16 protein-coding genes and 3 pseudogenes are annotated in these 20227 nt (G+C 61.9%); 16 read left to right on the top strand and 3 right to left on the bottom strand.

All coding sequences use genetic code 11. The features are described from left to right. Positions 1–16: 16 nt before the first annotated feature. Positions 17–925: a non-homologous end joining protein Ku gene (gene ku, locus KHO22_RS00095; protein WP_211945068.1), complete on the bottom strand. Its 909-nt coding sequence runs from the start codon at positions 923–925 to the stop codon at positions 17–19. A 39-nt stretch (positions 926–964) separates the two neighbouring features. Further along, entirely contained in the window at positions 965–3448 is a 2484-nt protein-coding gene (gene ligD, locus KHO22_RS00090; protein WP_211945454.1) for a DNA ligase D, read from the bottom strand. 116 nt (positions 3449–3564) lie between these two features. Between ligD and KHO22_RS00085 the strand changes: the two genes are divergently transcribed. Genes KHO22_RS00085 through arsH form a run of 4 tightly spaced genes read left to right on the top strand, consistent with a single transcriptional unit; the run spans position 3565 to position 6175 of the window. Further along, positions 3565–3900, top strand: coding sequence for an ArsR/SmtB family transcription factor (locus tag KHO22_RS00085; protein WP_211945067.1), 336 nt, complete (start codon positions 3565–3567; stop codon positions 3898–3900). Beyond that, on the top strand, positions 3897–4961 hold the full coding sequence (gene arsB, locus KHO22_RS00080; RefSeq protein WP_211945066.1) for an ACR3 family arsenite efflux transporter: 1065 nt from the start codon (positions 3897–3899) through the stop codon (positions 4959–4961). The genes KHO22_RS00085 and arsB overlap by 4 nt, the downstream gene beginning before the upstream one ends. A 33-nt stretch (positions 4962–4994) precedes the next feature. After that, positions 4995–5417, top strand: a complete 423-nt coding sequence (gene arsC, locus KHO22_RS00075; protein WP_211945065.1) for an arsenate reductase (glutaredoxin) — start codon at positions 4995–4997, stop codon at positions 5415–5417. Next, entirely contained in the window at positions 5414–6175 is a 762-nt protein-coding gene (gene arsH, locus KHO22_RS00070) for an arsenical resistance protein ArsH (RefSeq protein WP_211945064.1), read from the top strand. Before arsC ends, arsH begins: the two co-directional genes overlap by 4 nt. A gap of 201 nt (positions 6176–6376) precedes the next feature. Here arsH and KHO22_RS00065 read toward each other — a convergent pair. Then, positions 6377–6937, bottom strand: a pseudogene (locus tag KHO22_RS00065) (SDR family NAD(P)-dependent oxidoreductase). Between KHO22_RS00065 and KHO22_RS00060 the strand changes: the two are divergent. The 12 genes and pseudogenes from KHO22_RS00060 to KHO22_RS00005 all read left to right on the top strand — a co-directional run. Then, positions 6830–7120, top strand: a pseudogene (locus KHO22_RS00060) (M23 family metallopeptidase); the annotation flags it as partial. The pseudogenes KHO22_RS00065 and KHO22_RS00060 sit on opposite strands and share 108 nt — an antisense overlap. 214 nt (positions 7121–7334) lie before the next feature. Beyond that, positions 7335–8927, top strand: a complete 1593-nt coding sequence (locus KHO22_RS00055) for a hybrid sensor histidine kinase/response regulator (RefSeq protein ID WP_211945063.1) — start codon at positions 7335–7337, stop codon at positions 8925–8927. Positions 8928–8953: 26 nt separating this feature from the next. Then, positions 8954–10141, top strand: coding sequence for an adenylate/guanylate cyclase domain-containing protein (locus KHO22_RS00050; protein WP_211945062.1), 1188 nt, complete (start codon positions 8954–8956; stop codon positions 10139–10141). Positions 10142–10367: 226 nt separating this feature from the next. Next, positions 10368–11498, top strand: a complete 1131-nt coding sequence (locus KHO22_RS00045) for a sensor histidine kinase (RefSeq protein ID WP_211945061.1) — start codon at positions 10368–10370, stop codon at positions 11496–11498. 515 nt (positions 11499–12013) lie between these two features. Then, on the top strand, positions 12014–12256 hold the full coding sequence (locus tag KHO22_RS00040; protein WP_211945060.1) for a hypothetical protein: 243 nt from the start codon (positions 12014–12016) through the stop codon (positions 12254–12256). A gap of 87 nt (positions 12257–12343) precedes the next feature. Beyond that, complete coding sequence (locus KHO22_RS00035; protein ID WP_211945059.1) at positions 12344–13021, top strand: 2OG-Fe(II) oxygenase; 678 nt, start codon at positions 12344–12346, stop codon at positions 13019–13021. A 351-nt stretch (positions 13022–13372) separates the two neighbouring features. Next, positions 13373–14869 (top strand): site-specific integrase, encoded by a 1497-nt coding sequence (locus KHO22_RS00030; protein ID WP_211945058.1) that lies wholly within the window; start codon positions 13373–13375, stop codon positions 14867–14869. 615 nt (positions 14870–15484) lie between these two features. Beyond that, positions 15485–16450, top strand: coding sequence for a site-specific integrase (locus KHO22_RS00025; RefSeq protein WP_211945057.1), 966 nt, complete (start codon positions 15485–15487; stop codon positions 16448–16450). 97 nt (positions 16451–16547) lie between these two features. Beyond that, a pseudogene (locus KHO22_RS00020) lies at positions 16548–16867 on the top strand (transposase); the annotation flags it as partial. Positions 16868–17637: 770 nt separating this feature from the next. Beyond that, positions 17638–17919 carry a MerR family transcriptional regulator gene (locus KHO22_RS00015; protein WP_211945056.1) on the top strand — a complete coding sequence of 94 codons (282 nt, stop codon included), beginning with the start codon at positions 17638–17640 and terminating at the stop codon, positions 17917–17919. A gap of 37 nt (positions 17920–17956) precedes the next feature. Further along, a complete protein-coding gene (locus KHO22_RS00010; protein ID WP_211945055.1) occupies positions 17957–18844 on the top strand; it encodes a site-specific integrase in 888 nt (295 codons plus the stop codon). Positions 18845–19716: 872 nt separating this feature from the next. Then, a complete protein-coding gene (locus KHO22_RS00005) occupies positions 19717–20211 on the top strand; it encodes a hypothetical protein (RefSeq protein WP_211945054.1) in 495 nt (164 codons plus the stop codon). The last annotated feature ends 16 nt before the right edge of the window (positions 20212–20227 follow it).

Below are 20227 nucleotides of genomic sequence, written 5' to 3'. Positions count from 1 at the left end.
GTGTAAGACTGCATGCTCACGCCTTCTTCGCCGCGCGCTTGGGAATCGCCGCCACGGTGGATGCGGTCCGCTTGGCACTCTTGCGTGGTGCGGGCGATTCTCCGGCAGCAGCCTTGACGGCGGCGGTCTTGGCAGCCGGCGCTGTTCTCTTGCCGGCGGACAGGCTCTTCTTCAGGGCCTCCACCAGGTCAATGACCTGGCCAGAGGGAGAGATTTCAACCGGTTCAGGCGAGACAATCTGCTTGCCGGCGATCTTTGCATCGATGGCCGACAGAACCCGTTGCCTTTCTTCATCGCGATACTGGCTTGCGTCGTAGTGATCCTCCGACGCCTGCTCGATCAGTTGGATGGCGAGCTTCAGCTCCGCGTCCGACACCGCGACTTCCTCGACATGCAGGTCGACAATCGATCGGACTTCATCGGCAAACAGCAACTGCTGGAAGACGAGACCGCCCTCGATCGGCCGGATCTGGACCATGTGCGACTTGCCCTTCGCGGCCCACTTCGCGATTGCGCACTGCCCGGTTTTGGCCATGGCGGCACGTAGCAGGCTGTACGGCTTGCCGCCGCGCTTGTCCGGTGCGATGTAGTAGGTCTTGTCGTAATAGATCGGGTCCACGCCCTTCTCCGGCACAAACGCGACGATCTCCACGATGTGGCTCGCCCCTTCTTCCAGCGCCTTGAGTTCATCGGCGCTGAAGATCACGAACTGATCCTTCTCGAACTCGTAGCCCTTGACCATCTCTTCCCGCGGGACCACTTCCCGCGTCTGCTCCGACACATACTGTTGCTTGAGCCGGGAGCCTTCCTTGCTGAGCAGATTGAAGCGCACCGCGCTGTCGGAATCTGTCGCCGTGTACAGCTTGACGGGAATCGACACGAGGCCGAAGGAAAGGGAGAGGGATGCAAGTGATCGCGCAGCCATAATGCTATCTCCACGTCACGGATGAAAAAACATGCGCTGTCAGCCCAGGTGCTCGATCGCGCCAGTCAGCGTCTGCGCCGACGACCAGAAGCCACTCCACGGGTCGGTCGTCCTGAAGCTGAGGTATTCCCGGGCGTTCCCGACGTTCCATTGATCGGCGCTTTTGAGCTGCAACAACTGGTCCCATGATACTGGCATCGACACCCCCATGCCGGGCCGTGCGCGCGCTGAAAACGCAGCGGCCGTGGTCTGGGCGGTGCCGTTGCGCAGGTAATCGACAAACACCCTCCCCTTGCGATTGCCCGGGCCTGATTTCGCCACGAACCGCTGCGGGATGGCCCGCGCCAGGTGCTGTACGGCCGCGCGCGAGAAGGCCTTCACGGTATCGTAGTCAAGCTCCGGGGCGAGCGGCACGACGACGTGCAAACCCTTTCCGCCACTGGTCTTCAGCCACGCGGCCAGGCCCAGCTCGCCCAACAAGGTCTGCACCAGCAATGCGGCCTCCTGGACGTGCTGCCAGGACACGCCCTCTCCGGGGTCCAGGTCGAAGATGACGCGATCCGGTTGGAGAAGGTCTTCGACCGTCGAGTTCCACGTGTGGAACTCGACCACGTTAAGCTGGGCAGCGGCGACCAGCGCGTCGGCCGAGTCGACCGTCAGCAAGCGGCCGTGCCCGGGCCACAGTGCGGCAGGATGTTCGGCCAGGCCAGGCAGCTTCGTGGTCTCGGCGTGCTTCTGAAAGAAGACTTCCCCGCCGATGCCGTCCGGTGCGCGCAGCAGGGCCACGGGGCGCGCCGCGAGGTGCGGAAGCATCCAGTCCGCCACGCTTTCGTAGTAGCGCACCAGGTCGAGCTTGGTGATGCCGGTCGTGGCATCGATCACGCGCTCGGGGTTGGTGACCTTCACGGTGATGCGCGATGCCTTGGGATCGACCAGTACGGCCTCGCGGTGAACGTCGCTCGCCGGCGTTTCGCTGCGCAGCGCCTTGAACGATGCCTGGCGCACCAGTCCCGATGCTGTCCACTCCGCAAACTCGACCTCTGCCACAAGCGATGGCTTCACCCACTGCGGGGCACTGGTCCGGGCCGGCCCCCACCGGCTGCCCCGCATGTTGGCCAAGGGAAACGGGGCCGCTTCGGTCGCGAGCTTTGCGAGCTTGTTCCGCAGCATCGCGGCTGTCTTGCTGTCCCACCCTGTGCCGACGTTGCCGGCATAGCGCAGTTGACCGTCCTCATTCACGCCAAGCAGCAAGCTGCCGATTTCGCCCGGGGCGCCCTCTCGGTCCGCGAAGCCGCAGACGACAAACTCCTGACGCAGCCGGCATTTGGCCTTGATCCAGTCCGCATTGCGGGACGAGCTATAGACGGAATCGGCCCGCTTCAGCATGAGGCCTTCCAAGCCGAGCTCGGCCGCTGCCAGGAAAACCTGTGCCGCCGGCGCGTCAAAGCTCTCGCTGAAACGCACCCGGTCCGAGTGGTCGCCGATCAGCCGCGCCAGGTGCGCCCGGCGCTCGCGCAAGGGCACGCGGCGAAGGTCCCGCCCTTCCCAGTACGGCACATCGAAGAGGAAGTAAAGGATCGCGTCGTTCTGATGCCCATCGATCGCGTTCTGCAGCGCATTGAAGTCTGGCAAACCATCGCGCAGCACAACGATCTCGCCATCGAGCCAGCCCTCGGAAATATCCAGCGTCTCGACTTCCTTGGCGAGGCTGGCCAGCTTGCGGGTCCAGTCGTGACCGTTACGCGTGATCAGATGCGCTTTGGCGTCGACGATCCGTGCGAGGAGCCGGTAACCATCGAACTTCGTTTCAATGATCCACCCGTCGCCTTGCGGCAGTCTGGCCGTCGGCGTTGCGAGCTGCGGTGCGAGTCGCGCCGGCAGCGGCGCCTTCACGGCGGCGGAAAGGTCTGGTTCGCTGGCCTCCTTCACGCCGCGGCTGTTCTCACGCTGCTCGATCGATCCCAGGGGATGCGCGACGACGCTGTCGGGCAAGGCCGTGATGACGTCGAACTCTTCATGAGGCCGTGCCCACTGGTCTCGCTTCTTGAACAGCATCCACTGGTCGTCCGCATCGCCGGGTTTCGAGATCCTGACCAGTTCCCAGCGGCCAGCCAGCTTTTGTCCATGCAGTGCGAACTCGAGCTTGCCTTTCGCCATGCCGGCCTGGGCATCTCCGACCGGCTCCCACGTGCCGTTGTCCCAGACGATGACGGAACCGGCCCCGTATTGCTTGGGCGGAATGGTCCCTTCGAAGTCGGCATAGTCGACCGGATGATCCTCGACGTGGATCGCAATGCGCTTGTCGGAGGGATCAAAGCTGGGACCTTTGGGCACCGCCCAACTCAGCAGCACGCCATCGAGTTCAAGGCGGAAGTCATAGTGCAGGCGCCTGGCCCAGTGCTTCTGGATGACGAAGCGCAGCGGCTTCGTCGTGGCGCGACGGGTACGCGTGCGCGCGCCAGGCTCCCCCGTGATCCGGAAATCACGTTTGTCGCGGTATCGGGCAAGGGAATCGTGCGCCATGTGAACAGCATAGGCGTGCGCATCGCGGTGGCGCGGGCGGCGTTTTTCCACGCGCTGCGCACATCATGGCCGGATCTCCGGTTGCGCGGTTTCCATGATTCGAATATAGTCGAATCATGGAAACCGATAACGCCCTCGAAGCGCTTGCCGCGCTCGCCCACGCCATTCGCCTGGCCGTATTCCGTCTGCTGGTGCAAGCCGGGCCCGAAGGCCTGCCGGCTGGCCGTATTGCAGAGCTGATGGAGATGCCAGCGTCGTCGCTGTCGTTCCATCTCAAGGAATTGCACCGCGCCGGACTCCTTGGGAGCCGCCAGGAAGGCCGGTCGATCCTCTATATGGCTCGCTTCGAGACCATGAATGCGCTGCTGGGCTACCTCACCGAAAACTGTTGCGGCGGTGCGCCGTGTTCACCGGTGTCCGCCTGTTCCGTCGCCACGGAGTCCGGAGAATGAGCACGGCACAACGGGTCGCCGGGGCAGCGCAACCCAGCGCCATCGGTTTCTTCGAGCGCTACCTGAGCGTCTGGGTGGCACTCTGCATCGTCGCCGGCATCCTGCTCGGCCAATGGCTGCCGGCGGTGTTTCAGGCCATTGGCGCCAGCGAAGTCGCGCAGGTGAACCTGCCGGTCGGCGTGCTGATCTGGATCATGATCATTCCGATGCTGATCAAGATCGACTTTGGCGCGATGGGTCAGGTCGCCGGGCACTGGCGCGGCATCGGCGTGACGCTCTTCGTGAACTGGCTCGTCAAGCCGTTCTCCATGGCGCTGCTGGGCTGGATCTTCGTGCGCCACCTGTTCTCGGGCTGGTTGCCGGCAGACCAGCTCGACAGCTACATCGCCGGCCTGATCCTGCTGGCTGCCGCGCCTTGCACGGCGATGGTGTTCGTCTGGTCCCAGCTCTGCAAGGGCGATCCGTATTTCACCCTGTCGCAGGTGGCGCTCAACGACGCCATCATGGTCGTGGCCTTTGCGCCTGTCGTCGCACTGCTGCTGGGCCTGTCGTCGATCACCGTGCCATGGGATACGCTCATCACCTCGGTCGCGCTCTATATCGTCGTTCCCGTACTGATTGCACAGGTCATCCGCAAGATGCTGCTCGCGCGTGGCGAAGCGACATACAAGCGCGTCGTCGGCGCCCTTGGCCCCTACTCGATCACCGCACTGCTCGCCACGCTCGTGCTGCTGTTCGGCTTTCAGGGCAATGCGATCGTGGACCAGCCCCTGATCATCCTGTTGCTGGCCGTGCCGATCCTGATCCAGGTCCTGGCGAACTCCGGCCTGGCCTACCTGCTGAACCGCAAGCTCGGCGTCGCGCACTGTGTGGCCGGCCCGTCGGCGCTCATCGGCGCGAGCAACTTCTTCGAGCTGGCCGTGGCGACTGCCATCAGCCTGTTCGGATTTCAGTCCGGCGCGGCGCTCGCCACCGTCGTGGGCGTGCTGATCGAAGTGCCCGTGATGCTGTTCGTTGTGGGCGTGGTCAATCGCTCGCAGCGCTGGTACGAATCACACTGAAGCACTGAGGCACTGAGGCACTGAGGAATCTCCATGTCCGTCACCATCTATCACAACCCCGCCTGCGGCACGTCGCGCAATACGTTGGCCATGATCCGCAATGCGGGCATCGAACCGAACGTCATCGAATACCTGAACACGCCGCCCGACCGGCAAACGTTGCAGGCGATGATCCTCGCTTCCGGACTCGCGGTGCGCGAAGCGATTCGCGAGAAGGGCACGCCCTACGCGGAGCTTGGGCTCGCCGATCCGGGGCTGACCGATGACCAGTTGCTTGATGCCATGCTGGCCCACCCGATCCTGATCAACCGGCCCTTCGTCGTCACCGAACTTGGCGTGCGGTTGTGCAGGCCGTCGGAACTCGTCCTGGATATCCTGCCCGCGCCGCAGCAAGGTGCGTTCATCAAGGAGGACGGCGAGGTCGTCATCGACGCGCAAGGCCGGAGAGTCAAATGACCACGGACCTGCCCAACGTCGTCCCCGCGGTGCTCGATACGCCGGATCTGCGCAAGCTGGAACCCGCATGCGTCAGCACCCACCCACCGCGCATCCTGCTGCTCTATGGTTCGCTGCGCGCGACGTCGTACAGCCGGCTGCTCGTGCAGGAAGCCGAAGGGATTCTGCAGCATTTCGGGGCGGAGACCCGCGTATTCGATCCGCGCGAACTGCCGATGGCGGACAGCGCACCCGCCGATCACCCGAAGGTGGTCGAGTTGCGCAAGCTCTCCGAGTGGTCGGAAGGCCAGGTGTGGTGCAGCCCCGAACGTCACGGCACGCTGACGGCCGTCTTCAAGAACCAGATCGACTGGCTGCCACTGGAGATCGGCGGGATTCGCCCGACACAGGGCCGCACGCTGGCCGTGATGCAGGTCAGCGGCGGCTCGCAGTCATTCAACGCCGTCAACGCGCTGCGCGTGCTGGGGCGCTGGATGCGCATGGTGACGATCCCGAACCAGTCGTCCGTCGCCAAGGCCTATCAGGAGTTTGACGCCAACGGGCGCATGAAGCCGTCCTCGTACTACGACCGGGTGGTCGATGTCATGGAAGAGCTCTACAAGTTCACGCTGATGGTGCGCGATCGCAGCGACTACCTGACCGACCGCTATAGCGAACGCAAGGACGCTGCGCCGGCACACGCCACAGCGCTGGCGGCGGCAGCCATGCACGAGAACGACGCCCAGATCGGCGACACCGATAGCGGTGAAGTCGAATAACAAGGAACGTCGCCTGCGCGCACCGCGCAACCAACCGACTTCCGTTGCAGCGTATGAAAGCATTCTGGAGGGCCGGGACCTCAGCCCATCGCGGGCTGGCCGCCGGGCCCCGGCAAATTTGCCGTCAGTCCGGACAATTTCCTGGCGCGTCCTGGAGGACTCGCACCTCTGACCTCCTGGGCATCCCTGGCGCGCCCGAGGTCAGGCCAGCGTCAACCCGCCGTCGACGAGCAGGGTCTCGCCAACCATATAAGAGGCCAGGGGTGAGGCCAGGAAAACGGCTACCCCGGCTACCCCGGCTATCTCGTGCGGCAAGCCCATGCGGCCGAGGGGCACGCGCGAAAGCGTTGCATCAAGCCGCGCCGGCGAAGCCGTGGTCACCTTGGTGAGCTTGGTATCCACCAGCCCCGGGGCAATGCCGTTGACGCGGATACCATCAGCCGCCCAGGCTTCCCCCAGCGTGCGGGTCAGGCCCACCACGCCTGACTTGGATGCGGCTTAGGCCGGGTTTCCCCGCACGGACCGGAAGCCAGCGATCGAACTCAGCGTAATCAGCGAACCCTGGCGCTCACGGAGCATAGGCCGGAACTTGACCGCGCAGGCCATCACGCTGGACAGGTTAAGGCGCAGGACCCTGTCGAAGGCTTCCATCACTACGGCAATATCGTCATCCTCAAGCATCCTGACGGCTACTCGACTTACTATGCGCACCTGTCGGGCTTCGCTGGCATCCAGCCCGGCCAGCGCATCACGCAGGGACAACTGATCGCGTACGTCGGCCAGACCGGCTGGGCGACCGGACCGCATCTGCACTACGAGCTCCGCTTCAACGACGTGCCGCAGAACCCGCTGAGCGTCATGCTGATGGAACCCGTCACGCTGACGGGGCGGGCACGCCAGGAGTTCCTGAGCCATGCCGGCGACATGTTGAACCGAATCCACGCCTGCGCGGCATTGATGTGGCATCCAGCATCGGCTGATCCGCCTCGAGTGGTGCAAGACAGACTTCCGATCCAGGCGCGGCCTTCCCGTGCGTGATGGTTTGCACCGGCGGCGGCTGCGCGTATTCTGATTGCGGGTTTCTCATTTACGCCGATTTCGGCTGGCCTGACATCGGTTCTCGCACACCGACGCCAGATCGCCGACTGCGGGGCAGATCATGCGCAAGCCGCCTCATGACGGATCGGGAAAGGATCATCCTTCCGCCCTCGACTTCAGGCAGGGCGAGCCGCACTTCAGGCTGCTCGCCGACGGCATCCCTCATATGGTCATGACCGGCGACTCGCATGGCCACATCGATTACTGCAACCGACGGTGGACGAGCTATACCGGCCTCAGTCTCGAGCAAACCCGGTCCGGCGCCTGGAAATCGGCCGTCCACCCCGAGGACTTCGCGCGCAATATCGCCCACTGGGCGGACGCGGTGGCGAGAGGCTGCGAGTACGAAATCGAATATCGCCTGAAACGGGCATCCGATGGCGCCTACCGATGGCACCTCGAACGCGGGTCGCCATTGAAGGACGCTGACGGCAACATCGTAAAGTGGCTGGCCTCCAGCACCGACATCGAAGCGCTGAAGCAGGCCCAGGCCTCTGCCGAGATTGCCAACCATGCGAAGTCGGAGTTCCTGTCGAGCATGAGCCATGAGTTGCGCAATCCGCTGAACGCCATCCTCGGCTTTGCGCAACTGATGGCCTCCGAGTCTCCGCCTCCGACTGCGTCGCAGCAGGCCAGCATCGACCAGATCCTGAAAGCGGGCTGGCATTTGCTGGAACTCATCAACGAAGTTCTTGACCTGGCCAGGATAGAAGCTGGTCACGCGTCGCTGTCGCCCGAACCGGTATCGGTCATCGACACCCTGCGCGAGTGCCACGCAATGCTTGAGCAGCAGGCACTGAAACGCACGGTCCGCATGTGTTTCCCCGCGGGCGAAGCACCCTGCTTCGTCCGTGCCGACCGAACCCGCCTGAAGCAGATCTTCCTCAACCTGCTTTCCAATGCCATCAAGTACAACCGGGACCAGGGCTCAGTCGATGTGCAGGTGACGACGACGGAGCATCGCGTATGCGTCAGCGTGCGCGACACCGGTGCAGGGTTGACACCGGAACGGCTGGCCCAGCTATTCCAGCCGTTCAACCGGCTGGGGCACGAGGCCGGCCCCGTGGAAGGCACCGGCATTGGCCTCGTGGTGGCCAAGCGGCTGGCCGAGTTGATGGGTGGAACCATCGACGCCGAAAGCACGCCTGGCGTCGGCAGCACGTTCCGGGTCGAACTGCCTGCTGCCGCGCCTCCCGCCATGGCTGGCGACAGCGCGGAGGCCGCCGCACCTGTCCGGTCGCCAATCGAAGCCTCGTCCACGATGCACACCTTGCTGTACGTGGAAGACAACCCCGCCAACCTCAAACTCCTGGAGCAACTCCTCGCCCGGCGTGCAGACGTCCATTTGTTGTCCGCGGCCACCGGGACTCTCGGCGTCGAACTCGCGCGCGCTTCCCTGCCCGATGCGATCGTGATGGATATCCATCTGCCGGACATCAATGGCATCGAAGCACTGGGACGCCTGCGCGAAGACCCGATGACCATGCATATTCCGGTCATCGCGCTCAGTGCCAATGCCATGCCACGCGACATCGAGCGAGGCATGAAGGCAGGTTTCTTCCGGTACCTGACCAAGCCCATCAGGATCCATGAATTCATGGATGCACTGAACGCCGCACTGGAACGGCCGCGAGGATTCATTGCGCAGGGCTAGCACCCAGTCCCGCGAACTGGCTTGCCATGATCCACCCATCGGACATCCTGGCTGCAAGAATCCTGGTCGTTGACGATCTGGAAGCCAACGTCCTGCTGCTCGAACGGATGCTGAACGCGGCCGGATATACCAGCGTCGAATCAACCACCGATCCGCGCATGGTTTCCGGGCTTCACGGCAGGAACCACTATGACCTGATCTTGCTGGATCTCCAGATGCCAGGGATGGACGGGTTCGAGGTCATGGAGCACCTCAAGTCCGTCCAGCCGGACAGTTACCTACCCGTGATCGTCATCACCGCCCAGCCCGATCACAAACTGCGCGCACTGCGGGCCGGAGCGAAAGACTTCGTCAGCAAGCCGTTCGATCTCGGCGAAGTGCTGATGCGGGTGCGGAACATGCTGGAAGTGCGCCTGCTGCACAGCGAGTCCTTGCAGTACGGCAAAGCGCTCGAGCGCAAGGTATGTGAACTGGAAGCCAGCAGGGAAACCATCGTTCGCCAGAGCGATGAACTCAGGCACCTCTACGAGAAGCTTGTTCGCGAGCAACAGGTCACCGAACGGCTGCTCCTCAATGTACTGCCGTCTCCTATTGCCGAACGCTTGAAGCTGCGAGCCGACCTTATCGCCAGCGGCCCACCGGAAATCATCGCCGACAGGTTCGAAGAAGTCTCGGTGCTGTTTGCCGACCTTGTTCAGTTCACCCGCTTCTCGCCTGCCCTGAGCCCCGAACGACTGGTGGCCATACTCAATGAGATCTTCGCCGACTTTGACGATATCGCCGACAACCGTGGGCTGGAGAAAATCAAGACGATTGGCGACGCATATATGGCCGCCGCTGGTCTGCCCTTCCCTGCTGCCGACCACGCAGCCCGGGCCGCCCATATGGCCCTGGACATGATGGAATTACTGAACCGGTTCAACGAGCGTAGCGGCTACGACTTGCAGTTGCGGGTTGGCATCCACAGCGGCGCAGTCATTGCCGGTGTGATCGGCCGACGAAAGTTCATCTACGACTTGTGGGGCGAAACGGTCAATATTGCGAGCCGGATGGAATCCCACGGTGTGGCCGGCCGCGTTCAGATAACGGAAGCCACTCGGCAACGGCTTGGCAAGCCATTCCTGCTGGAAGCGCGCGGAACCATCAACGCGAAGGGCATCGGCGAACTGCGTACATGGCTTGTGGCTGGACGAACCACGGACGCCTCCCGGTAATCGCATGCTGGCTGCGATGCGGTGTTGGCCGGGTGGCCGAGATCGGGCGGGAAGTGCCGCCGGCGGTTCCTGACCACAGTGGGACACTCGACCGTGTCTCGCGCGAATGGCCGCTCGGGTGCGAAGGACGCGTAGACTACCTGTGCTTCAATTCACTGGATTTGCTGGACTACGGTTCGCGGACTACGCTCAAGTGACCCTGTATTCCGGATTCGGAGGCTCGGGCATGAGACTTTCAGACTTTATCCTGCGGGATTTGGAGCCGATTGCGAAGCAATGGGAGGCCTTCGCCGTCACTTTGCTGCCAGCAGCGGGACATCTGGAATCGTTGGAACTGCGCGAGCATGTAAAGGAAATACTGCAGGACGTGGCGATGGACCTGCAAGCCCCGCAATCTCGGGAAGCTCAACGCGAAAAGTCGATGGGACGAGGCGCCGGCACGGTCGATCCGGCAGCAAACGTGGCTGCGCAGAAGCATGGCGTTCTGCGAGCAAAAGCCGGCTTCAACTTTAACCAGCTCGTCGCCGAATATCGCGCCCTGCGCGCTAGCGTGCTTCGCCTATGGATGGATGATTGCCAGCCCGACGTGCCGGATCTGAACGACCTTGTTCGCTTCAACGAAGCCATCGATCACGCCGTTGCAGGCTCGGTCTGTTCCTTCAATGCGCAGATCGAGCAGAATCGGAATCTTCTGCTTGGAATGCTTGGGCACGACATGCGAAGCCCTCTGCAGGCGATTCAGGTCACCGCATCACATCTGGCGATACTCAATGCCGGCGAACAGATATCGAAGGCCGCGGATCGCCTGATACGCAGCGGTGCCAGGATGCAGGCGTTACTGGATGACCTGACCGACTTCAACCGAACCAAGCTTGGCTTGGGCATCAACGTAATACCTGCGAATGTCGATCTGGCGGACGTGCTTGCCGACGAGGTGGATGAGTTGCGCGCCATTCATCCTGACAGGCAAATTGATTGGAACGTGAGTGGTGACTCGCAGGGGTACTGGGATGGTCCGCGTCTGCAGCAATTGCTTGGCAATCTTGTTCTCAATGCCATCAAATATGGGTCACAGGACGCTCCCATTCGCGTGACGTTGACCGGCGATGCTACGCGTGTGCGCATCGATGTCTGCAATCGCGGCGTGGCAATCGGAGCGGAAATGCTGGCCCGCGTCTTTGACCCTCTGACGCGAGGGGCGAACCAGCAGAGAGACGAAGAGCGAATCGGCAGCCTCGGATTAGGGCTGTATATTGCGAGCGAAATCGCCAAGGCCCACCAGGGTACGATCGAAATTCGGTCCGACGATGCGGAGACAACCTTCTCAGTCTTACTGCCGCGCGCGTCGGGAGCATAAAAGGTTCTGACTTTCATCGCAGCGAGGAAGAGATTCGATGAAAGCGGTGATTCGTCTACAGAGTCCCTGGCGTTGAAGGACAGTGGTGGAATGCCGGAGCACCGGCTTCAAGACTCCCTGCAACGAACGCGAGGCGGCTCGTCAGCATCCGCAGTGTCCGCGGAACTGTACCGGTTGTGGAGGCGGTCATGCATCGTCTCGCAGTGAATCAATATCTTGCTCGCAGGCTCCTGATCAGCGTCGACTGTGCCCGCTTCCGCGGCATTGTGCAGATATACTTGCCGGGAGAGCATGGCGACGATCACGATGATGGCACCGACGCAGCAGGCCCGGGCCACAAATTGAAGGTATCGTGCCATGGAAATCGCACCGGATAGCAGGAGGTAATGGTTGGCGAGACTACACGAAGCTGCCACAAGACGGTGCTACGCCGTTGTGGGATTGACACCACCTCCGTTTCGTCATGGCGGGGTCGGAACTGCGCCTTGCGTCACTCCACACCGGGCCAGATGAGGATGCCAACGACTATCGCGCCCCTGCCGAGCGGCCACTACTGGGCCACGCCCCACGCGCCCTTCCTGCTGGACGGTCCAAACGGCCATGACGAAGTGTTCCCCGGCGCCCACTGCGCCAGCGACGGCAAATGGGTCACCTTCTACAAGGGCGGCGAAGAGGTCTGGGCATGCAATGCCATGTATGCCGCGGCCCATTTCGAGTTTGCAGCCGTTTCGAGCGCCTGCGCACCGACGGCCGACTGAGGGGCTGTCAGATCAGGCCCCTGCCGATACCCGCCTCGGACGCCGGTTCGAGTTTCCACCCAGCACCTTCGTTCGAAGGAACAGGCAGTGACCCGATCACCCCCGCCCGTGCATTCCGATGCCTCCGGAGATAAACATCATCAACGTATCGTGGATGCCATTCATGACCATGGCTGGTCGGAACAGGACAATTTTCTTCCACCTGATCTGACGCTCGCGCTGGCGTTGGAATGCGCCGCGCTTGCGGCGGACGGGACGCTCGCAATGGCGCGTGTCGGCCATGGCACGGCGCGTTCGCTGCAGCGCGATGTGCGCGGCGACCGGATTCAGTGGTTGGAGGCGGGCCAGTCCGAAGCCCGAGACCGGTATCTGGCGATCATGGAAATGCTGCGTATTGCGCTGAATCGCAGGCTCTTCCTGGGGCTCGAAGAATACGAAAGCCACTTCGCATACTATGCCCCGGGCGCTTCGTATCTGCGACACCGCGATCAGTTTCGCGATGACGACAGCCGCACGGTGTCCATCGTCGTCTATCTGAATGCGGACTGGCTGCCCGAGCACGGCGGTGCATTGCGGCTACATCCAGAGGGCTTGAGCACGCAGGACATCTCGCCAGTCGGCAGCCGGATCGCAGTGTTTCTGTCCGCCGACATGCTGCACGAAGTATTGCCTGCGACGCGCGACCGCATGTCGCTCACGGGATGGTTCAGACGCCGTTCAGGATCTCACAGGCCGTTCCCGGAGCCTGATCGGCTCGGCGCTTGACGCCGGTCGCGCAAATTCAATGAATTGGCATACACCCGGCTGGCCCGACTCGCTATGACTCGAGCCTCATCGAGACTGGCGCGTCCTAGAGGACTCGAACCTCTGACCGCTCGCTTAGAAGGCAGGAGCACTTGCTTACCATGCAATGGGACGTTTGTCCACCATCGTCTGGCGCACTCCGTCGTGGTCGCGGAATCCCAATAGTTCTGGGGCTTGGCGGGTAATTCCGTGCGCCGATGATTCCAGCCTTGTCTGCCGAAGACCTGACCGATCGCGGGCGGATTTTGCCCTCAGATTGCCCGGCATCCTATGGTGAAGGTGCCGATGGGGCAAATGACTTGGAGATCAGACATGGCCAAGACACGCACATATATCGATCGGGATTTTTGTCGGTCCCTGAAAGCGACAGGCGTCGAGCAAAACTACGCAGACAGCAAACTGCGCGGCTTTGCCGTCAGAGTGTCCGCCGAGGGCACCATCTCATTTATTCAGCACTATCTGAAGCCCGGCAAGACGGTCAAGGGCAAGCAGCAGCAAGGCAAACTGACCGTTGGGCACTTCCCGGCCATCGAGGCAGAGGCGGCACGAGTGAAGGCGCTCGACGATCTAAAGGAGGCCATCACCAAACGCGACCCCGTCACCGTCCAGCAGGAAAAGCAAGCCAAGCGTGACGCCGAAGCCCTCGCCACCAGCACCCGGACCATTGGCTGGTTTATCGACAAGCATTTCGAAACGTGGGAATGTGCGCATGCCAAAACGGGCAAAGACCGCGTCCAAACACTGCGAGCCAGCTTTAAGCCCTATCTCGACATGCCGCTGGTGGAATTTAATGTTGGCCACGCCGAAGACTGGATTACTACTATGCACTCCGTGGTGGTTCGACACGGAAAACGAAAGGGACTGATCGGCCTGGCCAACGGCACCATCAACCGAAATCTCGGCATTTTGTCTTGCATGTTTACTCTGGCATGGAAGAAGAAATTTATCGCGGTCCATCCTCTGTATCGAGCAGGACTGCACAAACCCGAGCCGCTGAGGAAGCGGGTCCTGACCTTGGAAGAAGTGCAGCGGCTGTTTGATGCCCTGTATCGGGCCGAGGAAGCCGCACGCGCCAAGCGCGACCGCGGCAACGCGAGAAACCTGGCGCGTGGCTATCCGCTGCTCCCGGATCTTCGCCTCGTGCCTTACACCAGCCCGATGATCCCGATGGTCATCTGGGCACGGGAAACCGGCGAGCGTCAGCAGGAGATGCGACTGACCAAGTGGAGCGCTGTCTTTTTGGAGGCGCCTCGTCCCTTCGTCATTGTGGAAGCGGAGACCTGCAAGACGGAAAAGGAACGTATCGTGTACCTGTCAGCCGAGGCCATTCACGTCCTCACGCTCTGGCGCACGCAGTCCACCGGCGAGTATGTGTTCCCGAACCGCGCCGGCACCGGCCCCATCGGCACCATCCGGAAAGCCTGGAAAACCATCCTGGCCGACGCCGGCGTCGCCGATTTCGACTGGCGCGATTTCAGGCATGATTTCGCCTCGCAAATGGTGATGCGGGGCGTCCCGTTGAAGGCGGTCGGCGACCTGTTGGGCCACGAGGATCCGAAGATGACCCAACGCTACGCCACGTTCGCGCCGGACCATCTTGCGGACACGGTCGCGCGGCTGGATGCTGGCCGCACCGTATCGGAACGCACTCGTCTTCCCCTGCCGCTCGACCTGTTGGGCCACGAGGAGCCGAAGGTAACCCAACGCTACGCCACGTTCGCGCCGGACCACCTTGCGGACACGCTCGAGCGCCTGGATGCTGGCCGCGCCGTATCGGAGCGCACTCGTCGTTCCCTGCCGCCACAGTAGGCGGCCCAGCATGAAGACCCGGCTGGGGACTCGCCAGCCGGGCCGCGCCCTGTCCTTTCCAACGGCTCATCGCTACTCAGGAATCCTTGTTGAAGGCCTGCGCGCTCGTTCGGCCTGCGGCGCGGGCAGCGGCGCGGTGAAGCTGGCCAAGCAGGAAATCGTGTGGCGGCACCTCCGGCACTCGGCACGGCCATTGCGACCGCCTCGGCATAGTCGTCGTCCTTCGGCAGCAACCTGATGTTTACCACCCATCCCAGCAATTCACGCCTCGCCACCCCTTGCCCTCCAGGCTGCGAGCGTGCAGTGAACTGCCGTCGGACCCGATGAACCATTGCACGGATACCTCACGACACCATCGGCAGCGGTGTCGATGACGTCAAATCGCTTGAGGCTGTTGACGGCGACTTTCTGAAGCGCCTTTGCTAGGTTCAATGCGAGGAACTTGGGGCCCCCTTGCCGTTCGCCATTGTGAGGCAAACATCGATCGCATAACGGATGGCCCGGCCAACTCGATCACGGAGTTCCACGAATATCGCCGGTATCGCACGTCAGCGCGCTAGAAGGACCCGGTACGACCAAGCGCATTGCGCTCGCAGAATCGTCACCATCACTCTCATGCAACAAACACGGTACATCAACCTCACGGTCGGCGAGCTCCTGAAGCGCTATGGGGAGCTGATTTTCGGGCGACGGAAAGACACGACCGAGGTGATCCAACGATGCTTCGTCGGACTCGCCCTGCTCCTCGACGTGCCCGTATCCGAGCTGGATGGCCGACGAATTGCAGCGTGGCGCGAGCACAGACAAGTCGACCGTGAAGTCTCGACCATTATCAACTATACCGCGTTGCTTAGGCAGATTCTCGCCTTCGCCTGGGGCTTCGATTTCCTCGCGCAAATTTCCCCGGCCGAACTGCCCACTCTGCCCCCGAGTCCGCCGCGCCAATTCTTGAAGCTGACCAGCGAGGATCATTGCGCCATCCTCCATGAACTGAACGTGCGCACGGAAGCCCTCCGCCGGAGGCGGGACCAAGGCAACGCCAATCTGGCTCTGAGGCATCGCCCCGCATTACCCGATCTCCGGCAACAGGTCTTCGTCGATCATCTCCTTGTCATCTATCTATTCCTGCGGGAAGTCGGCGCAGGATATGGCCTCGCCGTTCGTGTGCCGTGGTCGGATGTCGATCTCGACGAGAAAGAGTGGACCCAAACGTCACGTGATGGCACCCGCTGGCGTTTGCCACTATCCGACCTGGCTTGGGAAACCTTAGGCCAATGGCGCCAACAATGCCCAGGCAACGCGCTGGTCTTCCCTGGGCAAAACCCTGACGGGCAGCCACTGAGTATCGAATCCGCGTGGCTTCATCTCCTCCGCCATGGAGGGCTACCTATCGTCACGCTAGAGAACCTTAGGCGCGACTTCATCAAACGCATCGCCGAACAAGGCGCAACGTCTCAGCAGCAGTTTTACCTGACCGGCCGGTATCCTCGCCGGGTATTCGGGAAGCCCGGGCCGGCGCTAGAAATTGAACAACTTCGACAAATCGTGAACAAGGCCAGCCGGGCGCTCCTTCAGAACTAGCCTAGCTCGGATCGACCTAGCACCTCCTCGCCGGAGGCCAATGTCTACCAGGGCGGTTGACCGACCTTCGGTTTCCTGCCCCATGGTGACCCGTCCCCTGGAAGTGTTGACGGGGCCGGAGCGCACGCGGCGCTGGACGCTGAGAAGCTGTCCATGGTGCGCGAGAGCTGCGAGCCGGGCAATACGGTGTCGATGGTGGCCCGCCAGCACTGCGTGATTCCGAACCAGCGATTCCAATGGCGCAAGCTGTACCAGGACGGCAGCCTGTCGGCGGTCAGCGCTGGCGAGGAAGTGGTTCCCGCCTCCGAACTGAGTGATGCGCTCAAGCAAATGCGTGAACTGCAGTGGCTGCTCGGCAAGAAGACCACGGAGAACGAGATTCTTCGTGAGGCGGTGGAGGTAATGAAGTCGCGAAAATGGATTGCGCGCACGAATACTGGCAGGAAATCCGCAGTTGCTGTCCTACACCACACCGTCGATGTACGACGGACTCCGGGCGCGATTCCGGTGTTTGGGATTGCCCCAATGAAAGGGCGCCTCTGTCCACCCAAGGCACCTCATGGGGCACCGCGATCCGAAGATGACCCAACGGTACGCGACCGTCGCGCCCGATCATCTGGCGGATTCCGTCGAACGCCTCGACTCTGGGCGTGTGGTCTCAGAGATTCATCGGCTGCCGCCGCCCCTGCACTAGCCCTTGCCGCACCATGACACGACCGACCGCCCACACAACGACCGGCCGTATCGCGCCCCCTATCAGTGGTCCGACCCGGTTCGAGGCGTGGATGACTGCCTCGGCTTCCCCCCGTGATGCCTGTCGCCGAACCGATCGTTCACTCTAAAGACGGCAACGGATTTGCCTGGTCGACACGACGACCGCAAGAACGCCTCTCGCCCTGGACTGCAGTTGCCCTCACCGCCGGAACGCGCCCGCCAGCCGACACCTGACTCTTGCCGTCTTCCGGCGGTTTTGCCTTTCGCCCAACACCTCCTCCTCCCGGATGAGCGCCAATGGGACTCAGAACCATGCCTTGTGCCCACCTAACTGAGACACATCGGCCAATGTGACCAATGGCCGACGACAAATAGCGGGACCCAGTTGTCGTCGATCTTCCGAAGCGCATTCACTAAGGTCGATGAGAGCGTCGATCCGACGACTTGCGACAGGCAATATTCTGGAGCACTCCATGGATCTCGATGACACAGAGGATGGACCGGCGTTCACGGTCAAACAGCTTTGTCAGCACTATCACATCTCCCCGACTCTCTACTATGAATTGCGCAAGCAAGGGAAAGGTCCGCGTGAGGCGCATTTTGGCCGATGCGTGCGGATTCTTCATCAGGCGCGCAAGGAGTGGGAGTGCAAGTGCTGCGGCGAACTTGCGCAGCTCTTGACCATCGCGCCACGTTTGTTGCCGGCCAACGATAACGGCGATCAAGATACCGCCACCCCTCGTCCAGGCGACTGAACGGGCAAACCGTCCGCCGTCGTCACGATCGCATTCGATGTCGCTCACTCTCGGTAGCCAGCTCACAGTCGGCGAAATACTAGCGCGCCATGGCGAGACAATCTTCGCTCGGCGGCAAGACAAGGCAAGCATGCTCAAAAAATGTGGGCGTGGACTCTCACCACTCCTCGACGTGCCAGTTTGCGAACTCGATGCCAATCGCATCGCAGAATGGGATAAGCAAGCCCGCCTCAGCTATGAAGACTCTACAGTCACCAGTCTTCGAGCGATGCTCAAGCAGATTCTGGACTTCGCCTGTCGCCTCGATCTCCTCGCGCAATTTCCCACAGACGCGCTGCCCCGGCTCCCACTAAAGCCGCCGCGCCAGTTCATGGAACTCACCCGCCATGACCATTGGGCCATTCTCCAAGAATTGAACACAAGCGCCGCTGCCATGCGCGCTGCGCGGGACCGGCACAACCTCGATCAGGTCGCGCACCATCGGGTGCAGTTGCCCAGTCTGTGGGAACAAACGTTCGTGGACCACCTCCCCGTCATCTACATCTTCCTGCGAGAGACAGGCGCGGGATATAGCCAAAGCATGCATATGCCCTGGAGCGATGTCGATCTGCCACCGAAAGAATGGTCAGTGACGTCGCGCAGCGGTTGTCGCTGGAACCTGCCGCTCTCCGATCTCGCCTGGGAAACCATGTCTCGCTGGCGCGAGCAGTGCCCTGGCCTACTGGTGTTTCCTGGGAAAAGCCCCGGCGGTCAGGCTTTGAATATCAGGCCGAGATGGCTACACCTCTTGGAACGTGCAGGGTTGCCCCTCATCACCCTCGAAAATCTAAGGCGCGATTTCATCGAGCGCATCGCCGATGCAGGGTGCCACCTGCCAACAGCAGTTTTATCTGACCGGCCGCTACCCCCGCCGAGTCTTCGGTAAAGCCCGGCCCGCTCTTGACATGGAACAACTTCGACTGATTGTCAACAAGGCAAGTCTCGCACTTTTGCAGAATCCTATGTCGTGCCGATGAGTCGTTAATTACACGGCGAAACACCCATTAAACGCCAAACTGCACCGGAGTCACGCCATGCAAGCCCAGCCCGATCGGAGGATTGCCTACCAACACTTGCCGGAGCTATGGCTACCTGGCAATTACGTCTTGCTGTCAACGGACTACAGGCCCCTGCGTTTGCCCGGCGGATTCGTGCATCAGCTAATCGAGGTGGCAAACGGCCGTTGCCGACGGACGGACATTGACGGCGCACCGCTCGGGCGACGCACTCCGGCATAGCTGGATCGTGCCCTCTCGCGAGAGGAGGTCATCAAGGGACTCTACACGGCCACCGACTCAGCCCTTGACCTTGGGGCGCTCTCGTCCTGGGCCGCTGCGCATGGGACTCACGTTGTCGTGAGCCGATACTGTGTCGCGCATCCCCATGTCTTCGCCGTCATCGAGTCGTTTGTATTAGATTGCCTCGTCACCGCCAGTGGCCAGGGCGCCTGCTCCCTCGCCGACTGGCGCGCGGCAATCCAAGACTGGCAATTCAGCTACAACGCACAAGTGCTCCAGCGCGCGCGCCATCTGCATTAGCCCCATGATGGCCTGGGCCCGTTCGGTGACAGCCGCCCAGCATGTGCTTCCGTGTCGGATCGTCCCAGGGCACTGCTTTGCGCACCAGAGCCTACGCGCCTAAACCCAAGGCCCCCGACTGGTTGAAGCGAGTAGCGTGTCGAGGAACGGCCGCAGTCGGTGCCGCCACCGCCGGCGAACTATGATTCAGATCATCCCGATGGTGAGCTCGTAGGAGGCCATGATGTCAAAAAAGCGACCGATAATCCCGCCCGCTTGGTGGGAACCTTCTATTCCTATCCCTCCGCTCGATAAGACGGCACACTGGGAAGCGAGCGACTTCGAGCGCGCTATCCGTTACGCGCGGGCAGCTTACTACCGAGATCCGTATTTCGACGGGGCTCCCTACACCGTCGTGCTGGCAAAGTACATCAGGTACTGCCTCGATCACGGCAAGCGCTTTCCCTACCTTGCGGAACTCTTTACGGTCCACTTTATTCCTTATCTTGAAGCCGAAGTGTGCAGGCACCTGACGCGGTCGCAACAGCGACATCGCGAAACGTTACGACGTTACTTCTTCCTCGCCGAAGCGATCGCTGCACTCGAGGACACTTCACCTTGGCCGCGTGGTACACCGTTACTGTGGTGGTCTAATTTCCTCGGACAGGTCGATAGGAGGACAATCCGGAATCGACGAGGAAGAAAGATAGATGACAAGAAGGCGCCGACAATTTGACGCCAGCTTCAAGCTG

Source organism: Cupriavidus yeoncheonensis, from assembly GCF_905397275.1.
Lineage (GTDB): Bacteria > Pseudomonadota > Gammaproteobacteria > Burkholderiales > Burkholderiaceae > Cupriavidus > Cupriavidus yeoncheonensis.
Note: the sequence above shows the minus strand (reverse complement) of the source record. Positions and strands in the feature narration are given on the sequence as shown.